This window comes from Paraburkholderia fungorum, from assembly GCF_003610895.1.
Taxonomy (GTDB): domain Bacteria; phylum Pseudomonadota; class Gammaproteobacteria; order Burkholderiales; family Burkholderiaceae; genus Paraburkholderia; species Paraburkholderia fungorum_B.
In genome coordinates this window covers 167,473-190,296 of record NZ_MCAS01000009.1, presented here as the reverse complement: position 1 = coordinate 190,296, position 22,824 = coordinate 167,473, and the positions used below count along the sequence as shown (strand labels likewise).

Sequence of the window (22,824 nt, the reverse complement as noted above, 5' to 3'; positions counted from 1 at the left end):
CCATGTCCGACATGAATACCGTGAGCGCCTCGGCGCAACCGCAGGACGACGTGATCCTCGCGCTCGAAAACGTCAGCAAGTATTTCGGCCAGGTCATCGCGCTGAGCGGCGTGACGTTGCGCCTGAAGCGCGGTGAGGTGCATTGCCTGCTCGGCGACAACGGCGCGGGCAAATCGACGCTGATCAAAACGCTGGCCGGGGTGCATCAACCCTCTTCCGGCCAGTATCTGGTCGACGGCAAACCCGTGCAGTTCGAATCGCCCAAAGACGCGCTCGATCTCGGCATCGCCACCGTCTATCAGGATCTCGCGCTGGTGCCGTTGCTTTCGGTTGCACGCAACTTCTTTATGGGCCGCGAGCCGCAGAAGAAACTGTTCGGCTTCATCAACGTGATGGACCTCGAAACCAGCGCGACCACCGCGCGCGACAAGCTTGCCGAGATGGGCATCAACGTGCGCGATCCGCATCAACCGATCGGCACGATGTCCGGCGGCGAGAAGCAATGTCTGGCGATCGCGCGGGCGATTCACTTCGGCGCGCGCGTGCTGATTCTCGACGAGCCGACCGCCGCCCTTGGCGTCAAACAGAGTTTCAACGTGTTGAAGCTGATTCACACCGCGCGCGCGAAAGGCATCTCGGTGATCTTCATCACGCACAACGTGCATCACGCGTATCCGATCGGCGACTCGTTCACGCTGCTCAATCGCGGCAAATCGCTCGGCACGTTCACGAAGGACACCATCAGCAAGGACGAAGTCCTCGACATGATGGCCGGCGGCGCCGAAATGCAGAAGATGATCGGCGAGCTCGACGGCGCGACGATCTGATTTATTCGCGCGGGTTGGCGGCGCTTACCGCGCCTCGGGCCCGCGCTCAGCTCTTCAGGAATATTCATGGCTCATTCCAGCACATCCAGCGGGACCGGAATCGGCAACGCGAACGGCATTGGCTCCACGTCCGCCTCGGCGGCGGCCAGCCGTTTCGCGCCGGACCGCGGCCGCGACATCATCTGTCTTGGCCGTCTCGCAGTCGATCTGTACGCGCAGCAGGTCGGCGCGCGGCTCGAAGACGTGTCGAGCTTCGCGAAGTATCTCGGCGGTTCGTCGGCGAATATCGCGTTCGGTTGCGCACGGCTCGGACTCGCGTCGGCGATGCTGGCGCGCGTCGGCAACGATCACATGGGCCGCTTTCTGACCGAAACCTTGACGAAGGAAGGCTGCGACGTCAGCCATGTACGCGTCGATCAGGAGCGCCTGACGGCGCTCGTTCTGCTCGGCCTGAAAGATCGCGATACGTTCCCGCTGATCTTCTATCGCGAGAACTGCGCGGATATGGCCGTGGATGAAGCGGACTTCGACGAGGCGTACGTGGCGTCATCGAAAGCACTGCTGATTACCGGCACGCACTTTTCGACCGAGCAGGTGAATCGAACCAGCCGCCGCGCACTGGATTACGCACGGCGCAATAACGTGCGCACCGTGCTCGATATTGATTATCGTCCTGTGCTGTGGGGTCTCACCGGCAAAGCGGACGGTGAAACCCGCTTCGTCGCGAGCGAAGGTGTGACAGCGCATCTGCAGCGCATTCTGCCTTTGTTCGATCTGGTGATCGGCACCGAGGAGGAGTTCCGCATCGCCGGCGGCAAAACCGAGCTTGTCGACGCACTCGCGATGGTGCGCGCCGTGACGCCGGCCACCCTGGTCCTGAAGCGCGGGCCGATGGGCTGCCAGATCATCGACGGCAACGTGCCCGCATCGCTTGACGATTTGCCGGTTCATGGCGGCGTCGAGGTGGAAGTGCTGAACGTGCTCGGCGCGGGCGACGCCTTCGCCTCCGGTTTTCTGTCCGGATGGTTGCGCGATCAACCGCTCGACGCGTGCGCGCGTGCGGCGAATGCCAGCGGCGCACTGGTCGTCTCGCGTCACGGCTGCGCCCCCGCGATGCCGACGCCCGCCGAACTCGACTACTTCCTGCGCGAAGCCAAGGCCGATCCGCAACGCATGCGCCGCCCCGACCGCGATGCGACGCTCGCACGGCTGCATCGTGTCTCCCCGGCCCGCAAGCAATGGGACGAAGTACTCGGTTTCGCGTTCGACCACCGCAACCAGTTCTTCGAACTCGCGCAACAGACCGGTGCCGATGAGGCACGTATCGCACAACTGAAGAGCCTGTTTGTCGAGGCCGTCGCGCAGACAGAGACCGCTCTGGACTTACAGGGCCGCATCGGCATATTGAGCGATGACCGCTACGGCCAGGACGCCCTGAATGCCGCCACCGGCCGCGGCTGGTGGATCGGCCGGCCGGTCGAGCTGCCCGGCTCCGTGCCGTTGGTATTCGACCACGGCCGCTCGATCGGCACCACGCTGATCGCCTGGCCGCAGGAACACATTGCCAAGTGCCTCGTGCAATTCCATCCCGACGAACCGGTCGAACAGCGTCTCGAACAGGAAGCCCAACTGCGTGCGCTTTACGACGCGACGCAGGCAAGCGGTCACGAATTGCTGCTCGAAGTGATTCCGCCGAAGCACGCGCATCTGCCGCAGGCGCCGGACATCGTCTATCGTGCCTTGAAGCGGCTGTACAACATCGGCATCTACCCGGAATGGTGGAAGCTCGAACCGATGGACGCCGCGCAATGGCAAGCCGTCGACGCGCTGATCGCCGAGCGCGATCCGTATTGCCGGGGCGTGGTGCTGCTCGGTTTGTCGGCGGGTGTCGAGCAGTTGGACGAGGGTTTTCGCGCGGCGGCGCAATCGGCCACATGCCGCGGCTTTACCGTGGGCCGCACGATCTTTCACGAGCCGAGTCACGCCTGGCTCGCCGGTGAGATCGGCGACGATGAACTGATTGCGCGCGTGCGCCACACCTTCGAAACACTGATCGCGTCGTGGCGCGCCACGCGCGGAGCGACACACGCGCAGCCCACCACGGCGAGCCACGCACATCAGGAGCAGGCGGCATGAACCAGCGTGTATTGCATCATGACGCGGCGTCCGCCAACGACGCCACCCAGACATCAGCACCGTCGGGCGGCACCGTGCGCCTGACGACCGCTCAGGCGCTGGTTCGCTACCTCGCGGCACAACGCGTCACGACCGAAGACGGCACCGGCACCGAGCCGCTTTTTGGCGGCGTGTTCGCGATCTTCGGACACGGCAATGTGGCCGGCATGGGCGAGGCCTTGTATCAGCATCGCGAAGCGTTGCCCACACTGCGAGCGCATAACGAGCAGGCGATGGCGCACAGCGCGATCGCCTATGCGAAAGCGCATTTCCGGCGCCGCATGATGGCCGTCACGACCTCGATCGGACCGGGCGCGACCAATCTGATCACTGCGGCCGCGCTCGCGCATGTGAACCGTCTGCCCGTGCTGCTGCTACCCGGCGATGTATTCATCTCGCGCGCGCCCGATCCGGTGTTGCAGCAGGTCGAGGATTTCCACGACGGCGGCGTCTCCGCTAACGATGCCTTCAAACCGGTGTCGCGCTACTTCGATCGCATCGTGCATCCGGCGCAATTGCTCAATGCGCTGCCGCGCGCGTTGCGTGTGCTCACCGACGCCGCGTTATGCGGTCCCGTCACGCTCGCGCTGCCCCAGGACGTGCAGGCCCAGGCATGGGACTTCCCGGCCGACTTCTTTGCGCCGCGCCTCGTCACATTTCACTCCCCCGCGCCGCGCGCCGAAGATATCGACGCAGCGGTTGCCCGTTTGCGCCGCGCGAGGCGTCCGCTGATCGTTGCAGGGGGCGGCGTACTTTATGGCCGCGCGACAGATGCGCTGCACCGCTTCGCCGCCGCACACGGCATTCCGGTGACGGAAACGCAGGCGGGCAAGGGTTCGCTCGCGTGGAACGATCCGCTGAACGCCGGCGCGTTGGGCGTGACCGGCTCGCCCGCCGCCAACGCGCTTGCTCATGATGCCGATTGCGTGCTCGCCATCGGCACACGCCTGCAGGACTTCACGACCGGTTCGAATACCCTGTTCACGCAGGCCGACGTCATCGGCATCAACGCGAATCCGTTCGACGGCCTCAAACATCGCGCGCGGGTGGTCGAAGCGGACGCACGTCTTGCGCTCGACGCGCTCACCGAATCCCTCCAGGGCTGGCACGCGGAGCGCACATGGACCGCGCGTGCGCACAAGCTCGCGGCGAGCTGGCGCGATACCGTGAGTACGCTCACGCATGCGCCACAACGCGACACCGTCCTGCCGTACGAAGGCGACGTGATCGGCGCGGTGCAGCGCTCGAACGCGCGTTCCGCGACTGACGACATCGTCGTTTGCGCAGCGGGCACCTTGCCGGCCGAATTGCACAAGCTATGGCGCGCGGCCAAACCGGGTGCCTATCACGTCGAGTACGGCTACTCGTGCATGGGCTACGAAATCGCCGGCGGCCTCGGCGTGAAACTTGCGCGGCCGGCACGTGAAGTGATCGTGATGCTCGGCGACGGCAGCTATCTGATGATGAACAGCGAGATCGCCACGTCGGTGATGATCGGTGCGAAGCTGATCGTGGTGGTGCTCGACAACCGCGGCTACGGCTGCATCAACCGTTTGCAGCAGGCCTGCGGCGGCGCGCCGTTCAACAACCTGCTCGACGACTGCATGCAGGGGCCGCTCGGCGCGCCGAAAATCGACTTCGCCGCGCACGCGCGCGCGCTCGGTGCGCAAGCTGAACATGTCGCGAACATCGCCGAACTCGAAAGCGCCCTGCAACGAGCTCGCGCGGCCGATCGCACCTACGTGATCAGTATCGACACCGACCCTGCCCGTACCACCAACGAAGGCGGCTGGTGGTGGGAAGTCGCCGTGCCCGAGGTATCGGCGCGCGACACCGTGCGCGCCGCGCGTTCGCAATACGACGCGCAGCTCGCCGCACGCACCGCACCGGCCGATCCCGGCGACCGCCCCCGCCATATCGACAATGAATGAGCGACAACGAATGAGGATGCTCGCATGACTGCTTTCGACGTACGTATCGGCATCAATCCCTTGTCGTGGATGAACGACGACCTGCCTTCGCTCGGCGGCGAGACACCGCTTGAGGTCGCGTTGACCGAAGGACGCCAGATCGGCTACCAGGGGTTCGAACTCGGCAACAAATTCCCGCGCGAACCGCAGGCATTGAAGGCGCTGCTCGCCCAATACGATCTGGCCTTGGTATCCGGCTGGTACTCCGGACGACTCGCGCGACGCAGCGTGGCAGAGGAAATCGCCTCGGTCGGCCCGCATCTCGAGCTGCTCGCGCAGAACGGCGCGACCGCGATGGTCTACGGCGAAGTGGCCGATTCGATCCAGGGCGCGCCGCAACCGCTGTATCAGCGTCCCCGTTTTTTCAGCGAAGCGCAGTGGGCCGCGTATGCCGCGCGCGTCGACGAATTCGCGCGTTATACGCTGAGCCGCGGCGTGCGGCTTGCGTACCACCACCACATGGGCGCCTACGTCGAAACACCGGCTGACGTCGATCAGTTGATGTCGCGCACGAGCGATGCCGTCGGCCTGCTGTTCGACGCAGGGCACATTACCTTCGCCGGCGGCGATCCGCTCGCGGTTCTGGACAAACACATTGGCCGCGTATGTCATGTGCACTGCAAGGACGTTCGACCGGCGGTGATGAAGTTGGCGCGCAATCGCAACTGGAGTTTTCTCGACGCCGTGATTAATGGCGCGTTCACGGTTCCGGGTGACGGCGCGGTGAACTTCCCGGCGATTATCGATCGATTGAAACGGCACGGCTATCGCGGCTGGCTGGTGGTTGAAGCGGAACAGGACCCGGTGGTTGCGCCATCGTTCGAATATGCGCAGAAAGGCTTCAGAACGCTGCGATCATTGGTCGATGCACCGCTCGACGCCACTGGCAAGACTGAGCAGGAGGCAGCATGAGTTTATTGGTGAAGGCACAGCGCGAGGGCCAGACGATCGCGCGGGTGACGCCCGAGTCGGCGTGTTGGCGGTATGTGGGATTTGCTGCTTACCGGTTGAGCACGAGCGAAGTTGTTCACGTGTTCGAGCCATCGCGGGAGGTTTGTATTGTGGTGCTAACGGGCGCAGTGGATATTGAAACTGCCGACGCCACATGGAGTTCACTGGGCTCGCGCGATAGCGTGTTCGAGGATGCCGCGCCGCATGCGTTGTATTTACCGCCTGGCGTGCGGGCGACGGTTCGCGCCTGTCGCGATGCCGAGATTGGCGTGGCGAGTGCGCCGGCCAAGGGTGAGTATCCGGCGAGGTTGATCGAGCCGTCTACGATGAAGCGCTCTACGCGCGGGAAGGGGCTGAATACGCGCTATGTATGCGATATTCTTCCGCAGACTGAGCTTGCGGAGTCGTTGCTGGTGGTTGAGGTTCGGACGCCGGGCGGGCATGCGTCAAGCTATCCGCCGCATAAGCACGATACGGACAATGTGCCTCATGAGAGCTCGCTCGAAGAGACTTACTATCATCGGCTCGATCCGCCGCAGGGGTTTGCGTTTCAGCGCGTGTACACGGATATGCGGGATATCGATGAGTCGATGGCCGTTGAGAATCACGACGTCGTGATGGTGCCGCGTGGGTATCATCCGGTTGTTGTTCCCTATGGGTATGAGTCTTATTATTTGAATGTTATGGCTGGAGGGCAGCGGGTTTGGCATTTTCGCAATGATCCTGCGCATGAGTGGATTATTGATAAGGATGGTTGATGGAGGGGGGGGTTTTTGCCTGCGCGGCGCTTTGGTTGTGCTTTTATGGCGTTGGCCTTTCCTTGTTGTGTTATTGGTCTATTGGTGTTGCCCCTGTGCGGGGCGGCACTTACTTTCTTTGCCGCCGCAAAGAAAGATAAGCAAAGAAAGCGGCTCACACCGCCAGCTCATAAGTGGGTCCCCTAGCTTGGAGGGGGCAGTGGTGCATCTGGAATCTGTGTTCTCGCACACTTCGCTCCGGTGACAAGGGCGTCATACTTCCGGCGGCGCTGCGCGCGCCGAACGGTCCTTCATGAAACCACCCGCCAAGCTTTTGTTCCCACGGGTTGCCTAGGTCCCTGATTCGTCGTTACGCCGTTGCTTCGCGCCGCGCGATAACTCAGTCGCCGCGGTGAATGCAGCGCATCGCCATTTCATTTCAAGCGGGGGGCGCCAATGAGTGCGGGAGGGTATCGCCGAGGCGAAGCCGATGGCTCCCACCGAACTCAACCGAAGCCTCCCGGTTTCCCATGCAGACCCATCCGCGACGCACGCAGTGCGGAGTGGGAGCGGATGAGCCCCGTGTCGCTAACGTGGAGTGTGCGAGAGCACGGATTCCAGATGCACCACTACCTTGGCTGTGCGGGGGATCCGCTTATGAGCTGGCGGGGTGAGCCGCTTTCTTTGCTTATCTTTCTTTGCGGCGGCAAAGAAAGTAAGTGCCGCCCCGCACAGGGGCAACGCCAATAGACCACTAACACAACAAGGAAAGGCCAAAGAAGTAAGCGCACAGCCAAAACAGACCAATAACAAATCAAGAAAAGGCCAACACCACAAAAACAACAACCAAAGCGCCGCCCAGGCAAAAAAAACTACTTCCTAACAGCCAGATCAACCTCCAACCCTCCATCCTCCCCCATCCTCACCGTCCCTTTAGAAACATCCCTCCGATACCCGTAAAGATCAAACCTCATCACCCCAGGATTAGAACTATCCTTAATAAAAGTCCTGGCATTCGTGACCAACGAATTAAACATCTTCACATCACCAGACTCGATCCACACAAAGCTCTTCGCCGCGCTGGCAGGCGGCCTCGCAGCCACAACCGAACTATCCCGCTTGAACTTCAACACCAACCCCTCATCCGTCACCGTCGCACTAGCCAGCCGCCCCTGCAAAACCGGCGGCGGAAACACGGTGTACTGATCGAACACCAGCTCGTTACCCTTTAACGCGACACCCTTGCGCGTAAAAGGCGTCAAGGACGCCAAAGGAATATCCAACGCCCGCAACAAACCCGCCTGCGGCACCCCCAGCACCTTCACCGAGGTCGGCTCATAGACGAGATGCCGCTCATCCTTCGCCATGATCGTGCCGCTCATCGTCGTGGGCAGCCACACGCCAGGAAAGTGATTCCACAACTTGATCCCGCCCGTGACCTCCAACTTGCCGTCCACCGGTTTCAGTTGCAAATCGTTCAGCGAACGCGGCTCGTAGTCGAGCAGGTAATCGTTGAACAACGCCGCCATCGCGGGCCACGGTTCGACCACTTCGCCGCCAATGATGCGAATGTCGTACTGGTCAGGATCGTCGAGATCGACCGGTTGGCCCGGCTTCTTCGGCACCATCTGCGCATCCAGCGAACGCACATGAAAACCAATCCGCCCCGATACGTAAAAGTCGACATTCTCGACGTGAATCAAGGGCGCAGGTCCCAGCGAGTGACGCTCGTCGCCGATCGCAGAACCGGGTGTCGCCATGCTCTGGCCGGAAAACGCCGCTCGTGTGCCGACCGGAATCGCGCGCGCAACGGAAGCGGTCCGCAAAGTCTGCGGCACGTGCTGCCACACAAGACGCGCCTGCGCGAGCGACGCCTGTTGCGCACGAATGAAGCTGTCGTTAAAACGCGCGCCCGCGCTGCCGATCTGCATGGGCGCATCCTTAGCAGCACTGGCTAACGTCGGATACGACGGCAGGTGCACGTCCAGAGCGCCCGCTTCGTCGAAGGTGAAGTAGCCGGCCGCCATCTGGTCGCGGTAGTGGTAAAGGTCGAGCACGAACGGCGCGTTCGTATCGAGCGGGGTCAGCGCCATGTCGATGTTCATCGGCATCGAACGCATGAACTTCACGTCGCCGCCTTGCACCAGCATGCCGCGCGGCGGCATCGTCGCGGGCCAGTCGATCTTCTGCACCGTATGGTCGTCGAGCGTGAAACGCACGCCCGCGGCACTCGTGTCGATCCGTGTGATCGTCATGCGCAATGCGGGCGGCGGCGTGAGCCTGGCCACCTGCATCACGACGTCGTCGCCGTCGAGACGCGCGATCGGCGTGTTCACTTTCAACAGGTCGGCCATCTTCACGTGAGCCGCCTGCATCAGCTTGTCGGCACCGACGCCGGCCACTTCGACGTGATCGGCATGGAACACGAGTTCGTCGGCGTTGCGCATCGACAGCGAGCCAGTCAGCACGATCGGCACCCAGCTGTCGCGATGCATTTCGCCGGTGATGCGCAACGTGCCGCCATCCTGAGGCACGACCCGCATATTGCGCAGCGGCGAGCCCTGATACTGGAACAGGTACCGGTCGAAAATCGCCGTGAGCCTGGCGCTGTCGAGCGTGACGTCGCCACGGTGGACGTTGATCGTCACGCTGGTCGGATCGTCGAACACGATCGGCTGGCCGGCGCGTGCGGGCGTCAGCGTCGCGGCCATATCGTGAATCAGAAAGCCGATATCGCCGGTCACGCGAAAATCGACGTCGCGCGCAAACATCAACGACCCGTCGATGCCGGAATCGCGCAGCGTCAACGGACGGCTACGCTTCTCGCTCATGCCGCTCGCAGACGGCACACGCGCGGCGACACGCTGTTCGGCGGCCAGTTGTCTGGCCTTGGCAAGTTCGAGCGAAGGACGCGACGCGGAAGCGGGCTGATCGGCGCTCGCGGTGGCAGCGCCGGTGGTGGTGCCGGTGAGGTTGGCGGCATTGGTGGCGACGCCCGCATCCGGCTGCGATTTTGCGGTCAGCGGACTATCGTTGTTGCTCACGGCGTTCGCGCTGCCGCTCGTTTGCGTCGACGGCGCGGATGCCGCGTCGCCGGTCGAAGAACTCGCATCGGCGCAGGCGGACATCAGCAGAGCGGCCGTCACCAGCGCGGCGCCCGTTCCCGCGCGCGTACGCCACGTTTCTCCAAGCCGCGCGCGCGCCATTCGAAGCGGCCACCTCCCTTGAAGCAATCGCGGCGAAGGCCCTTCCTCCACGCGATTAGCCGATGCTTCGCCCAATGCGCCTGTTCTTTTCATGATGTCTCCTCCTTGAGCCGCGGTGCGTCTTGCGCGCGTCCGGCATGGCATGGTTGGCCGCACATACGCCGGCTTTAAACACCATGCCGCCGTTGCGCGCCTTTAACCCGATTGTCTTGATTTGTCGGCGCGTTGCCGACAAGATTTCTGGAGGACGCTCACCAAACGATCAAGCGTTTGAATCGCTACAGCGAATCATTGAAGAGCCCCACGCACCGGGCTTGAGCGGGTGACGCGCAAACGGGATTCAAACGGCACCCCGGGAGCGATCTGGACGCGTGGCGAGGCGTGCGCGCCTTGCGCGGCACCTGATGTCTACGTCAGGACACCAAATCGCTCGCCATTTCGAATGCGGCGCTGCAATAAAACGCGATCCGATGCGCACAGGTTGATCTGACACGTGGCGCAGGCTGGCGCGCCAACAATACGCTAGCGGCATAGCGATCGGGACCCGTCACGCAAACTGCGGCAAGCCTCGGCTAACCCACGCCGAGCCATTCCTGCATCACATCCGGCCGCTTCACAAACGACGCGAGCGCGTCGTCGAAAACAATTTCGCCATGCCCCATCACCGCAACCCGGCTGGCGATGTCTTGCGCGATCACCAGCCGCTGTTCGATCAGCAGCATCGCCACGCCACGATCGCGCAGCGTCCGCAGGCACTGTGCGACCTGCCCCATCACCTGGCCGGCCAGACCCTCGCCGGGTTCGTCGATCACCAGCAAGTCGGGGTCGCCAAGCAGCGCCCGGGCGAGCGTCAGCATCTGCTGTTCGCCGCCGGATAACGCACCGGCGCGCGTGCGCCTTCTTTCGCGCAGGACGGGGAACAGTGCGTAGGCGTCATCAAAGCTAAAGCGCGGAATGCGGCCGCGCGCACGCGGTGCCACACCGAGTTGCAGATTCTCGTGGACACTCAGCGTCGGGAAAACGTCGCGATGTTCGGGTACGTAACCGAGCCCCAAGCAGGCGATCTCGAAGGTGCGCAGGCCGCCGAGGGCATGCCCCGCAAAACGCAACTGACCCTCGCTGCGCACGAGCCCCATGATCGCGCGCGCCAGCGTCGAACGCCCGGAACCGTTGCGCCCGACGAGAGCAACGACTTCCCCTGCCGCGATCTGCAACGTGACGCCATGCAGAGTCTGGCTTGCGCCATACCAGGCGTTCAGTTGCCGGATGTCGAGCAAGGCGGTCATGCAGGGAAGCCGTCGCCAAGATAAGCGACGCGCACCGCGCTGTCCGCGCGAATCGCCGCCGGCGTGCCGGTCGCGATGATGCGGCCTTGCACCAGCACCGAAATGCGGTCGGCGATCGCGAACACGGCGTCCATGTCGTGTTCGACCATCAGGAGCGTGCGCCCCGCGGTGGTCGCGCGAATCAGTTCAATGGCGCGCGCCGCCTCGGCGCGATTCATGCCGGCGGTGGGCTCATCGAGCAGCAAGGTGTGCGCGCCGCCCGCGAGCGCGAGACCGAGGTCGAGTGCACGCTGCCCGGCATAGCTCAGTGTGCCGGCGAGGCTCTCCCGCCGCGCGCTCAAGCCGACTGCTTCGAGCACCTGTTCGGCGCGCGCGTCGACCGTGCGAGAGCCGCTGAAACGCTGCCACCAGCGCGTGCGGTCGCGTTCAGCCAGCATGGCCGCACAGCGCAGATTGTCGAACACGCTGAGGCGAGCGAATACGCTGGTGGTCTGGAAGCTGCGCGCAAGACCCCGGCGGGTGATCGCGGCCGGCGCGAGACGCGTGATCTCCGCGCCGAACAGATCGATGCGCCCGGCGTTCGGCCGCGCCCCGCCAGCGATCAGATTGAAGAGCGTCGACTTGCCGGCGCCGTTCGGTCCGATCAATGCATGGCGCTCGCCCGGTTCGATCGCCAGGTCGACGCCGCGCAGAATCCGCGTGGCGCCGAAGCGTTTTTCGATGCCGTATACCGCGAGCGCCGGGATCATCGCGCGTCTCCGGTGATCGGCGTAATGCCGGTGCGAATGGCAAGGCGTGCTTGTGCGCGAATCGCGTAGCGCGCGGCGAGCGCTGCCGGTACGACCAACATGAACACCGCGATGCCGAGCCAAAGATGCGGCGAGCCCGTCTCCAGCGGTATGCCGGCGACGCTGAACAATGCACCGTCATCCGCACCGAATTGCACGGCATACGCCCATTGCACCGCGAGCACGACGGCGAGCGTCCACAGCGCCGCTGCGGCCGCGCCCCATAGATAAGCCTTGCCGCATATGCGCCAGCCGTAGGCCGCGACACGAGCGGTGTGCCGCTGCGCGAAGCCCGCCAGTCCATCCGGCGACGCCACTACGACGACGATGAAGAACAGCCCCAGGTAGAACAGCCACGCCCGCGTGACGCTCGCCACCGCGACGCTGAAAAACGTCAGGACGATCGCACCCGCGACCGGCCCGAAAAACGCCGCCGTGCCGCCGATCACCGTTGCGATCAGCACGGCGCCCGAGCGCATCATGCCGACACTTTCCGTCGATACCAATTCGACGTTGATCAGCCCCAGTGTGCCTGCGATGCCCGCAAAAAACGCCGACATCACCACCACGCCGTAGCGGATGCGGCGCGGATAGCAGCCGATCGCCGCAGCGCGCGCCGGGTTGTCGCGCACGGCATTGGCGAGCCGCATGAACGGTGTGCGCGACAGCGCGAACATCGCCACGCTCGCCAGCACGCACCACAGCGCGATCAGCGCATACGCCTCACGCGCCGGGCCGAAGCTCCAGCTTGCAAACATCGGCCCGCTCGCGCGATCGATCGGCACGCCGGCCTCGCCGCCGAACCAGTCGGGCAGCGTCCACGCGGCCGCGGCGACGAGTTCGCCGATACCGAGCGTGATCATCGCGAAGGCTGTCCCGGCACGCCGCGTCGACACGAAGCCGAACACCACCCCGCACAGCGCGCCGCCGATGCCGCCAATCAACGGCAGCAGCACCAACGGCACGCCGATGCGATTGAACACTTGCGCCGCGATGAGCGCGCCGAGGCCGGAATAAGCGGCATGGCCAAAGGACAGCAGACCGGTTTCGCCAAGCAGCAGGTTGTACGAGAGCGCGAACACGATCATCGTCGCGGTCTGCGCGAGATACGCGAGCAGCCAGCTTTGCGGCCAGACACAGGGCGGCACGGCGAGGAACAGGACCAGCGCAAGCCATGGCGTGAAGCTGCGCAACATCGAGCGAGGCGCGGCTGCCGGCGCGGCGAACTGTTCGAGCGGCTCACGCATGTTCGTCACGCCGCCCGAACAGTCCACGCGGGCGCAGCGCCAGCATGGCGACAAGCAGCAGATAGGGAATCAGCGGCGCGAGTTGCGCAAGCGTGAGCGTGTCCCATGCGGGCGGCAGCGTTTCGCCGAATACGGCCGTGAGGTCGCCGAGCGACACGTCGCTCGCCACCGCAAAGGTCTGCACGCAACCGACGATCAGCGACGCCGCCAGCGCCCCGCTCAACGAGCCCAGGCCGCCGATCACCACCACCACGAACACGATCGAGCCGAGCGACTCCGCCATCGCCGGTTCGATGACGAAAAGCGGCGCGCCGATCACGCCGGCCAGCGCGGCGAGTGCGGTGCCCGCCGCGAACACGCCGGTGAACACGCGCGGCACGTTGTGGCCAAGCGCCTCGACCGCGCTCGCATGCGTGAGCGCGGCGCGCACGATCAGCCCGGTCTTCGACACACGCAGCACCGCATAGAGCACGGCCAGCATCGCCAGCGACACCGCCATCATGAAGGCCCGATAGCGCGCGAAGGCCGCGCCGTAGACCGTGAACAGCGGCCCGTCGAGCGCGGCCGGAACCGTGGCGCCGAGCGGACTCAAGCCCCAGCCGAGCTTGACCAGTTCGCCGAGCAGATAGGCCGCGCCGAAAGTCAGCAGCAACTCGGGGAGATGGCCATGCACACGCACGCGGCGCAGCAGCCAGCGCTCCAGCGCCGCGCCGATCACGCCGACGATCAGCGGCGCGATCACCAGCGCACTCCAGAAACCCGCATGCGCCGCCACCGAAAAGCCGACGTACGCGCCGAGCATATAGAAGCTCGCGTGCGCGAAATTCAGCACGCCAAGCATGCTGAAAATCAGCGTCAGCCCTGCCGACAGCATGAACAGCAGCAGGCCGTAACTCACACCGTTGAGCAGATTGATGGCGAACGACTGCACGCGCCTATTCCGCCTGCACAGCGACGGTGAGCGGTTCAAGCGCCGCGCGCAGATCGGCGGGCAACGTCACCGGACGGCGCGTAACGCGATCCACATACACGTGCACGAAATGGCCCTGGGCAGCGGGTTGATCTTCGCCCGCCTTGAAGAGACCCACCTCGTAGCGCACGCTCGAGGTGCCGAGCCGCACGACCCGCAGGCCCGCTTCGACACGCTCCGGAAACACCAGCGGCGCGAAGTAATTGCAGTGCGTCTCGACCACGAGACCGATCGTCGCGCCATGCTCGAAGTCGAGCACACCGGCGCGGATCAGATATTCGTTCACCACCGTGTCGAAGTAGCTGTAATAGACAACATTGTTGACGTGGCCATAGACGTCGTTGTCCATCCAGCGCGTGGTGATCTGCAGAAAATGCGGGTAGGCGCCGCGCGCGGCGGGAGTCGGCTTGCTCATCGCTTATTGCCCCGGTTTTTCGACAAACTCGAACGGCAAGCCGCGCCGCCGCATCCATTCACCGAGCGCCTGACCGGTACCCGCCCGCCACGGACGCAGTTTGGCCGGTTCGATCAGCCGGTATTCGAGCAATTCCGGCGACAGCGCAATCGAGCCATACGCCTTCACGTGATACGCAATGATCAGTTCGTTTTTGCGGATGAATTCGTACACGCCGATCAACTCGACCGTCTCCGTGTGCAGCGAGGTTTCCTCCAGCACTTCGCGGGCAATGCCCTCTTCCGGAGTCTCGCCGTTTTCCAGAAAACCGGTGATCAGCGCGAACATGCCTTCGGGCCACGCGGCGTTGCGCGCAAGCAGGATCTTGCCATCGTATTCGACGATCGCGGCCACCACCGGCAGCGGATTGTTCCAGTGCACGTAGCCGCATTCCGTATCGGGGCAGCTCTGGCGAATCCGGCCGCCTTCGTGTTCAGGATCGGCGCGCTCGATCAAAGGCGTGGCGCAGCGCGGACAAAATTGGTATTCGGTCATGGCGAGTGGGTCGTTTCTTATGTTCTATGTCTGATTGTCTTGTTCCAGCGCGGACGCAACACGGTTTCAGGCCATGCGCAATTCGCGCACTTCGGCGGCGAAACGCTCGACGGTTTCCGGCTGCGTGCCAGAGGCGCACATCCGGCAGCAGCCGTCCGCGCCAATGAACTCGTAGAACGCCGAGATACCGGCCTGGTTATCAGACGCGAAATGCTGCATGGCTGGCGACGCACCCGGCGACAGGCGCACTAAGATGACGGGAAAGCGGTCATTTTAGTGCGCCGGGGGATTATTTGTTTTAGGCCGCGGAGATTGGCGGGGCGAGCGCCCCTGCGTCGAACGGAAAGGTGCCTAGTTGCAGCCGCATTCGGGCATACGGCCGCGGCCACGCGGCATGCGTGTCACGATGATCAGCCCGGCCGCGCCCAGCAGCAAAGCCCCCGTTGCCAGCCACAAAGCCGGCGAAAAAGACCCCGTGTATCCGGCAATCGGCGCGGCCACCAGTGGCCCGATGATCTGGCCCACGCCATACGCCGCAGTCGCATAGCCCATCAACCCGGCCGCGTTGTCGCCATGCAAACGCCGCGCTTCGCGCATGGCGAACAGGGTGATCGCAGTAAACGGCAAACCGATCAGTATGCTGCCCAGCGAGAAGCCGCCCGTCGTCGGCCAAACAATGCCAAGTGCGATGCCGCCCGCCTGCAGCACATAGCAGCCGGCCAGCAACGTACGGTTGTCCCAATGCACCGGCAGGCGCGCCGCGAGCAATGCCCCGACGATCAACGCCGCACCGAACATCGGCCAGAACAGGTCGGGCCAGGGCGAGCCCGGCAGCGCGTGGCGCGCGATCACCGGCAGGAACGTGGCCGTGATGATGTAGCCGAAACCGGGCACGCCATACAGCAGGACTAGCCAGAAAGCATCGGCGCGATGCCGGGAATGGTTTATGGGCGCGGGTTGGCCGGCTGCCGGGCCTGGGCTCGACTGACTGGCGGCGGTTGCCTTGCCCGCGGCAGCGGCTGCGGCTCCTGAGGCGCTATGAGTCACGCTCCTGAACACAGGCCAAACCACAGCCGACAGCATCGCGGCGATCAGTCCGAAGCCGATCCAACCCACCCTTGCGCCGTAGCCGCCCGCCGCGCTGACCAGCAAACCCGTCCCGACGATGCCCACGCCCGGGCCCGTATAGATCACCCCGCCCCAGCCATGCGCACCGAGTTCGGCAAGCCGCCGCAAGCCCCACTGCGAGGCAAACACAAAGGTCCAGGCACTGATCGCGCCGGCGACGAAGCGCACAAGGGCCCAGAGCCAGAACTGGCTTGTCACGCCCATCGCCAGCGTCAGCAAAGCCGTTACGACAAGCCCCATGCGCACCATGCGTGCCGGTTCGACCCGCAGCGCCGCACAGGTGAGCGCGCCGACGAAATAGCCCGCGTAATTGAACGACGCGAGCCAGCCGCCATGCTGGATATCGATCTGCGGCTGGCCGAAGGCGCTGCCGTGAAGCATCAACGGCAAGAGTGGCGTGAACGCGAAACGCCCGATGCCGAGCACCACGGCCAAGGTGACCATGCAGGCAAGCGCCGCGCGGCGGGCAGCGTGATGTTCAGCAGAAGTGTCGTGCGCGCTGGAAGCGAGATTGGTCATGAGCAGACTGGTAAATGGATTCGTGCCGGCTGTCGCCGGTTTATTCAATCCATACTAGCTTGACCTTTCAATCATGAAAAATGAATAATTGGGATACGAATCATCCTTGTGAGAGAACCATGGATCTGGCCGCCTTGACCATTTTTCGCGCTGTCGTGCGTGAAAACGGCGTGACGCGCGCCGCCGCCAAGCTCAATCGCGTGCAATCGAACGTCACGACGCGTATCAAGCAGCTCGAAGAGCAATTGGGGACCGACCTGTTCATCCGCGATGGCCGGCGCCTCGTTCTCACTCCCGCCGGCGAGACGCTGCTGCCCTACGCGGAGCGCCTGCTCGCGCTCGCCGACGAGGCGCGCCACGCGCTGCGCGAGGATCGCCCGAGTGGGCGCCTGCGGTTGGGCACGATGGAAAGCGTCGCGGCAACGCGTCTGCCTGGCCTGCTCGCGCGTTATCACCAGCAGTGGCCGGATGTCGCACTGGAACTCGAAACCGCCACGACCGGCAAGCTGATCGAGCGGGTTCGCGAATTCGAAGTGGATGCAGCATTGGCGGCCACGCCGCTGGATCCCGCTACGCTCGGTGAATTATTCGAGACGGTGCCGGTATTTCGCGAAGAGCTGGTGATGCTGTCACCGCGCGGTCATCGGCCGATTCACGAAGTGCGGGACATTGCTTTATCGACGCTGATCGCGTTCGAGCGTGGATGCGCTTACCGCTCGTATATCGAGAAATGGTATCTGGAACATGGGGTGAGGCCGGCTCGCGTGCTGGAGCTTGGCTCATATCATGCGATCGTGGCTTGTGTCGCCGCTGGCGCGGGCGTAGCCGTGGCACCGCGATCAGTGCTCGGCCGGCAAACCGACGCGAGCAATATCGCTGTTCATGAGCTTCCCGATATTGGCGTGATCGAGACGCTTCTCATCTGGCGACGAGGGCATTTTTCTTCTGCCTTAAATGCCCTGAAGCAGACGCTGACAGCACCGGGGGATGCCGCGGATTTGCCCGTGGCCGAAACCGTGGGCATATCTTGATGCTCGGTTGACGCTGTGTTGATTGTGCATTGAGAGCGGGACGCGAAAACCACTCACGCGCCCCGCCTGGCTCAATCAAAGTCAGATCAAAGTTGGGCTTCGACCCAGGCCTTCACGCCTGCCAGCGCCGCAGGCAGATTCGCCGGCTCGGTACCGCCGGCTTGCGCCATGTCCGGCCGACCGCCGCCCTTGCCGCCGACTTGCTGTGCCACGAAGTTGACCAGTTCACCGGCCTTGACCTTCTTGCTGGCGTCCGCCGTCACACCGGCGATCAGACTCACCTTGCCGCCTTCGACCGCGGCCAGCACGATCGCCGCGCTCTTCAGCTTGTCTTTCAGCTTGTCGACCGTCTCGCGCAGCGTTTTCACGTCCGCGCCCTCGAGCGTGGCAGCCAGCACATGCACGCCGGCCACTTCGATGGCCTGACCGGCAAGCTCATCGCCCTGGTTCGAAGCCATCTTCGACTTCAACGCGCTCAGTTCTTTCTCCAGCGACTTGACCTGATCCTGCACCTGCACGATCCGCTGCGTGAGTTCCGACGGTTGCGCCTTCAGCACGGCGGCAGCCGCATTGATCCGCGCGTCGAGCTCCTGCACGAAGCGCACGGCGTTGTCGCCCGTGATCGCTTCCACGCGACGGATACCGGCAGCCACGCCGCCTTCCATCACGATCTTGAACAGACCGATGTCACCCGTGCGATGCACGTGCGTACCGCCGCACAACTCGCGCGAGAAACCGAGGTCGAGCACGCGCACTTCGTCGCCGTACTTTTCGCCGAACAGCGCCATCGCGCCGCCCTTCACTGCTTCGTCGAACGGCATGACCCGCACGATGCCAGGTGCATTCGCCAGCACTTCCGCGTTGACGATTGCTTCGACCTGACGGATCTGCTCGTCGGTCATCGGCGAGTTATGCGCGAAGTCGAAACGGGTCTTGTCGGCATCGACCAGCGAGCCTTTCTGCTGCACGTGCGAGCCGAGCACTTCGCGCAGTGCCTTGTGCATCAGGTGAGTGGCCGAGTGGTTGCGCTCGGTGCGGGCACGACGCACCGCATCGATTTCCGCCTTCACCACGTCGCCGACCTTCAGCGTGCCCTGCTCGAGCGTGCCGTGATGGCCGACCACGTCGGCCTGCACCTTCAGCGTATCGGTCACCGCAAAACGCACGCTCGCGTTAGCCAGCAAGCCCTGGTCACCGACCTGGCCACCCGACTCCGCGTAGAACGGCGTGTGGTCGAGCACGACGACCGCCTGCTGGCCGTGATTCACTTCCTTCACCGACGCGCCGTCGACATACAGAGCGATCACTTTCGCGTCGTCGAAGATGATTTCTTCGTAGCCGTGGAACGTGGTCTTCGCGCCCGTGTATTCGAGGCCCTGCGCCATCTTGAACTTGCCGGCCGCGCGAGCCTGCTCGCGCTGACGCGCCATCGCTTCGTCGAAGGCGGCCTCGTCGACCGTCACTTCGCGCTCGCGGCAGACGTCCGCCGTCAGATCGAGCGGGAAGCCGTAGGTGTCGTGGAGCTTGAACGCCAGTTCGCCGTCGAGCGTCTTGACGCCCCTGGCTTCGAGGTCGACCAGCGCGCTCTCGAGAATCGACATGCCGTGCTCGATGGTCTCGAAGAAACGCTCTTCTTCCTGACGCAGCACGTCGGTCACGCGTTGCTCCGCGTCCTTCAGTTCCGGATAGGCGCCACCCATTTGCGCGACGAGGTCCGGCACCATGCGATGGAAGAACGAACCCTTCTTGCCCAGCTTGTAACCGTGGCGGATTGCGCGGCGCACGATACGGCGCAGCACGTAGCCGCGGCCTTCATTGCCCGGAATCACGCCGTCGACGATCAGGAACGAGCAGGCGCGGATGTGATCGGCGATCACCTTCAACGAGTTGTTCGTCAGATCGGTCACGCCGGTTTCGCGGCCCGCGGCCTTGATGAGCGCCTGGAACAGGTCGATCTCGTAGTTGCTGTGCACGTGTTGCAAGACGGCTGCGATACGCTCCAGACCCATGCCGGTGTCGACGCACTGCTTGGGCAGCGGCGTCATGTTGCCTTGGGCGTCGCGGCTGAACTGCATGAACACGAGATTCCAGATCTCGATGTAGCGGTCGCCGTCTTCTTCAGGCGATCCGGGGGGGCCGCCCCACACGTCCGGGCCGTGGTCGTAGAAGATTTCCGAGCACGGGCCGCATGGGCCGACGTCGGCCATCTGCCAGAAATTGTCCGACGCGTAGCGCGCGCCCTTGTTGTCGCCGATACGGATGATGCGCTCGAACGGCACGCCCACTTCCTTCGCCCAGATGTCGTGCGCTTCGTCGTCTTCGTGATAGACCGTGACCCACAGCTTGTCTTTCGGCAACTGGTACACGCCCGTCAGCAACTCCCACGCGTAGTGGATCGCGTCGCGCTTGAAGTAGTCGCCGAACGAGAAATTGCCCAGCATCTCGAAGAACGTGTGGTGACGCGCGGTGTAGCCGACGTTTTCCAGATCGTTGTGCTTGCCGCCGGCGCGCACGCTGCGCTGCGAGGTCGTGGCGCGCGCATACGGACGCGATTCCGCGCCGAGGAATACATCTTTGAACTGCACCATTCCCGAATTGGTGAAGAGCAGCGTCGGGTCGTTGCCGGGCACAAGGCTCGACGAGCGAACGATCGTATGGCCCTTCGATTCGAAGAACTTGAGGAATTTCTCGCGGATTTCGGCGGCTTTCATAGCGTGCGGGGGACGGGTTTGCCAGTTCCCTGGCTGTTACCGGCGGCATCAAGAGATGCGCCAACTGTTTGTTTCTTAAACGACTGATTATACGGGATCGGCGAGCGTGCGCGGCAGCGCCCCTGCCCCGGCCTCGTCGCGTTAGCCATTCGGCCAGGTTTGTGCGGACAGCGGGCGGCACGGCAACGCGTGCCACGCGTCCTATGACGTTCGGCTGAGTGCGCCGACGCGCGGGAATCGCTTAAGATTGCCCACATCCGCGGCGCCGTGCGCGCCGCTCTGGCTACCAGGAGACAATGAAAACATGGGCGCTCTCAGTCATATCCGCGTGCTGGATCTCACACGCGTGCTCGCCGGGCCCTGGTGCGCACAGACGCTCGCCGATTTCGGCGCTGACGTCATCAAGATCGAACGCCCCGAAGTCGGCGACGATACCCGCCATTGGGGGCCGCCGTACCTGAAAACCCCGGAGGGCACGGACACGCCCGAAGCCGCCTATTACCTCGCGGCAAATCGCAATAAACGCTCGGTCACCGTCGATATCGCCTCACCCGAAGGCCAGCGGATCATCCGCGAACTGGCCGCGCAAAGCGACGTGGTGCTGGAAAACTACAAGGTCGGGCAGTTGAAGAAATACGGCCTCGACTACGCGTCGCTCAAGGAAGTCAAACCCGATCTGATCTACTGCTCGGTAACCGGCTTCGGCCAAACCGGGCCGTATGCTCAGCGCGCCGGTTACGACTTTATCGTGCAAGGCATCGGCGGCTTCATGAGCATTACCGGCGAGCGCGACGGCCAACCGGGTGGCGGCCCGCAAAAAGCCGGCGTCGCGATCGCCGACCTGATGACCGGCATGTATTCGACCATCGCCGTGCTTACAGCGCTCACGCATCGCGACCGGACGGGCGAAGGCCAGTACATCGACATGGCGCTGCTCGACGTGCAGGTGGCGATGCTGGCCAACATGAACTCGAATTACCTGGCAAGCGGCCAGCCCCCCGTGCGCTGGGGCAACGCGCATCCGAACATCGTGCCCTACCAGACGTTCCAGACGAGCGACGGCTGGATCATCGTCGCGGTCGGCAACGACGGCCAGTTCCGCAAGTTCGTGGAAGCAGGCGGACGCGCCGAACTCGCCGACGACGAGCGATTCGCCACCAACCCGGCTCGCGTGCGCCATCGCGACGTGCTCGTGCCGATCCTTGCCGACATGGTGCGCCTGCAGGGCAAGCAGCAATGGATCGCGGCGCTGGAAGCGGCGGGTGTGCCGTGCGGGCCAATCAACGATCTGGGCGAAGTGTTCGAGAACGAGCAGGTGGTGGCGCGTGGCATGCGGGTCGGTCTGCCGCACCCGTCGGGCGGCACGGTCAAACTGGTGCGCAATCCGATCAACATGACCGGCACGCCACCCGAAGCCTTGACCCATCCGCCGACGCTCGGCGAGCACACCGACAGCATCCTGCGCGAGGTGCTCGGCTATGACGACGCCCGGATTGCCCAGCTGCGCGATCAATCAGTGATTTGAGGCAAGCTGGGAGGGTGCTGGTTTTCGGTGACGCTGGCGGCGATGACATCTCACTCGCCATGCAGTCGCTCCGGCGAAGCCGCTGGTGCACCGAAAGCGCAACATGGAACGGCAGCGCCGCACCGAACTGATCCCGTCATACGCCCGCGCCACGTGCGCGTAACCCGGGCGCCGGATCAGCGCAGAGAAAGGGTCACCGACGTTCGCCCAATGCGGCAAGCCAGCGCCGTGCTTCGTCCCAATCGCCGAGCCCACTGTCGGCATTGATGTGGCCGCGCGGCCCGATATCGATCCAGCGGCTGCCCCACGCGTTCGCGCATGTCTGCGAGAACGGCACGCCGCCGTACGGATCGTCGCTGCTCGCCACGACAATGCTCGCAAACGGCAGGTGCATCAGCGGCACTGGCGCGAAGCCGTGAGCGTCCCGCGGAAAATGTGCTTCCGACGGATCGGGCAGCGCCACCAGCAGCGCGCCCACCACCTTCTCCAACTGGGCCGCGCTCGCGTATTGCGTCGCCCAGAAGGCGGCCGTCAGACAGCCAAGGCTGTGCGCGGCGAACACCACGGGCGAGCCGGCAGCGGCCACCGCGGCATCGAGCGCGCGGCACCACGCGTCGCGCTCCACACGCTCCCAATCCGGCATCTGCACGCGCACGAAGGCGGGATCGAGGGCCTCCCAGCGGGTCTGCCAATGGCCCGGGCCGGAATTCTGGTAGCCCGGCAGCACGAGTACGTTGTATTTCTGTCCGCTCATTGCGTTTTTCCCCGTTGCATTTCGTTTTTCGAGCGCCGTCAGAACGCCCT

The 22,824-nt window shown here is 64.0% G+C and carries 18 protein-coding genes and 1 pseudogene; 8 read left to right on the top strand and 11 right to left on the bottom strand.

The window, feature by feature from the left end:
• The first annotated feature begins 2 nt into the window (after positions 1 to 2).
• From BCY88_RS11060 to BCY88_RS39530, 6 genes are all read left to right on the top strand, one after another.
• Positions 3 to 827, top strand: a complete 825-nt coding sequence (locus BCY88_RS11060) for an ATP-binding cassette domain-containing protein (RefSeq protein WP_120344277.1) — start codon at positions 3 to 5, stop codon at positions 825 to 827.
• A 66-nt stretch (positions 828 to 893) separates the two neighbouring features.
• Complete coding sequence (locus BCY88_RS11055) at positions 894 to 2,963, top strand: bifunctional 5-dehydro-2-deoxygluconokinase/5-dehydro-2-deoxyphosphogluconate aldolase (protein ID WP_259461365.1); 2,070 nt, start codon at positions 894 to 896, stop codon at positions 2,961 to 2,963.
• Positions 2,960 to 4,933 carry a 3D-(3,5/4)-trihydroxycyclohexane-1,2-dione acylhydrolase (decyclizing) gene (gene iolD / locus BCY88_RS11050; protein ID WP_120344276.1) on the top strand — a complete coding sequence of 658 codons (1,974 nt, stop codon included), beginning with the start codon at positions 2,960 to 2,962 and terminating at the stop codon, positions 4,931 to 4,933. Before BCY88_RS11055 ends, iolD begins: the two co-directional genes overlap by 4 nt.
• A 24-nt stretch (positions 4,934 to 4,957) precedes the next feature.
• Entirely contained in the window at positions 4,958 to 5,884 is a 927-nt protein-coding gene (gene iolE / locus BCY88_RS11045) for a myo-inosose-2 dehydratase (protein ID WP_120344275.1), read from the top strand.
• Positions 5,881 to 6,681: a 5-deoxy-glucuronate isomerase gene (gene iolB / locus BCY88_RS11040; protein WP_120344274.1), complete on the top strand. Its 801-nt coding sequence runs from the start codon at positions 5,881 to 5,883 to the stop codon at positions 6,679 to 6,681. The genes iolE and iolB overlap by 4 nt, the downstream gene beginning before the upstream one ends.
• 649 nt (positions 6,682 to 7,330) lie before the next feature.
• Positions 7,331 to 7,543, top strand: a complete 213-nt coding sequence (locus tag BCY88_RS39530) for a hypothetical protein (protein ID WP_147408510.1) — start codon at positions 7,331 to 7,333, stop codon at positions 7,541 to 7,543.
• On the opposite strand, the gene BCY88_RS11035 is transcribed toward BCY88_RS39530, so the two are convergent.
• The 9 genes and pseudogenes from BCY88_RS11035 to BCY88_RS10995 all read right to left on the bottom strand — a co-directional run bounded on the left by BCY88_RS11035 (position 7,533) and on the right by BCY88_RS10995 (position 16,753).
• Positions 7,533 to 9,959, bottom strand: a complete 2,427-nt coding sequence (locus tag BCY88_RS11035) for a hypothetical protein (RefSeq protein ID WP_404935685.1) — start codon at positions 9,957 to 9,959, stop codon at positions 7,533 to 7,535. The two genes, BCY88_RS39530 and BCY88_RS11035, sit on opposite strands and share 11 nt — an antisense overlap.
• A gap of 479 nt (positions 9,960 to 10,438) precedes the next feature.
• A complete protein-coding gene (locus BCY88_RS11030) occupies positions 10,439 to 11,152 on the bottom strand; it encodes an ABC transporter ATP-binding protein (protein WP_120344272.1) in 714 nt (237 codons plus the stop codon).
• Positions 11,149 to 11,901, bottom strand: a complete 753-nt coding sequence (locus BCY88_RS11025) for an ABC transporter ATP-binding protein (protein WP_120344271.1) — start codon at positions 11,899 to 11,901, stop codon at positions 11,149 to 11,151. Before BCY88_RS11025 ends, BCY88_RS11030 begins: the two co-directional genes overlap by 4 nt.
• The gene (locus BCY88_RS11020; RefSeq protein ID WP_259461366.1) at positions 11,898 to 13,136 is read right to left on the bottom strand and encodes a branched-chain amino acid ABC transporter permease; all 1,239 of its coding nucleotides are present in this window, start codon (positions 13,134 to 13,136) and stop codon (positions 11,898 to 11,900) included. The genes BCY88_RS11025 and BCY88_RS11020 overlap by 4 nt, the downstream gene beginning before the upstream one ends.
• Positions 13,137 to 13,179: 43 nt before the next feature.
• Complete coding sequence (locus BCY88_RS11015; protein ID WP_120344269.1) at positions 13,180 to 14,118, bottom strand: branched-chain amino acid ABC transporter permease; 939 nt, start codon at positions 14,116 to 14,118, stop codon at positions 13,180 to 13,182.
• A 4-nt stretch (positions 14,119 to 14,122) separates the two neighbouring features.
• A complete protein-coding gene (locus BCY88_RS11010; protein ID WP_120344268.1) occupies positions 14,123 to 14,572 on the bottom strand; it encodes an acyl-CoA thioesterase in 450 nt (149 codons plus the stop codon).
• Positions 14,573 to 14,575: 3 nt separating this feature from the next.
• Entirely contained in the window at positions 14,576 to 15,106 is a 531-nt protein-coding gene (locus tag BCY88_RS11005; protein ID WP_120344267.1) for an NUDIX domain-containing protein, read from the bottom strand.
• A gap of 66 nt (positions 15,107 to 15,172) precedes the next feature.
• A pseudogene (locus BCY88_RS11000) lies at positions 15,173 to 15,283 on the bottom strand (threonine aldolase); the annotation flags it as partial.
• A 174-nt stretch (positions 15,284 to 15,457) separates the two neighbouring features.
• Entirely contained in the window at positions 15,458 to 16,753 is a 1,296-nt protein-coding gene (locus tag BCY88_RS10995) for a YbfB/YjiJ family MFS transporter (RefSeq protein WP_120344298.1), read from the bottom strand.
• Between the two features lie 119 nt (positions 16,754 to 16,872).
• On the opposite strand from BCY88_RS10995, the gene BCY88_RS10990 reads away from it, so the two are divergent.
• On the top strand, positions 16,873 to 17,784 hold the full coding sequence (locus tag BCY88_RS10990; protein WP_120344266.1) for a LysR family transcriptional regulator: 912 nt from the start codon (positions 16,873 to 16,875) through the stop codon (positions 17,782 to 17,784).
• Positions 17,785 to 17,870: 86 nt separating this feature from the next.
• Here the strand turns inward: BCY88_RS10990 and alaS are convergent, their stop codons facing one another.
• The gene (gene alaS, locus BCY88_RS10985; RefSeq protein WP_120344265.1) at positions 17,871 to 20,495 is read right to left on the bottom strand and encodes an alanine--tRNA ligase; all 2,625 of its coding nucleotides are present in this window, start codon (positions 20,493 to 20,495) and stop codon (positions 17,871 to 17,873) included.
• Between the two features lie 304 nt (positions 20,496 to 20,799).
• Here alaS and BCY88_RS10980 point away from each other — a divergent pair, with 304 nt between their 5' ends.
• Positions 20,800 to 22,020: a CaiB/BaiF CoA transferase family protein gene (locus BCY88_RS10980; protein ID WP_120344264.1), complete on the top strand. Its 1,221-nt coding sequence runs from the start codon at positions 20,800 to 20,802 to the stop codon at positions 22,018 to 22,020.
• A 193-nt stretch (positions 22,021 to 22,213) separates the two neighbouring features.
• Here BCY88_RS10980 and BCY88_RS10975 read toward each other — a convergent pair whose 3' ends face one another.
• Positions 22,214 to 22,774: an RBBP9/YdeN family alpha/beta hydrolase gene (locus BCY88_RS10975; protein WP_120344263.1), complete on the bottom strand. Its 561-nt coding sequence runs from the start codon at positions 22,772 to 22,774 to the stop codon at positions 22,214 to 22,216.
• Positions 22,775 to 22,824 lie beyond the last annotated feature (50 nt).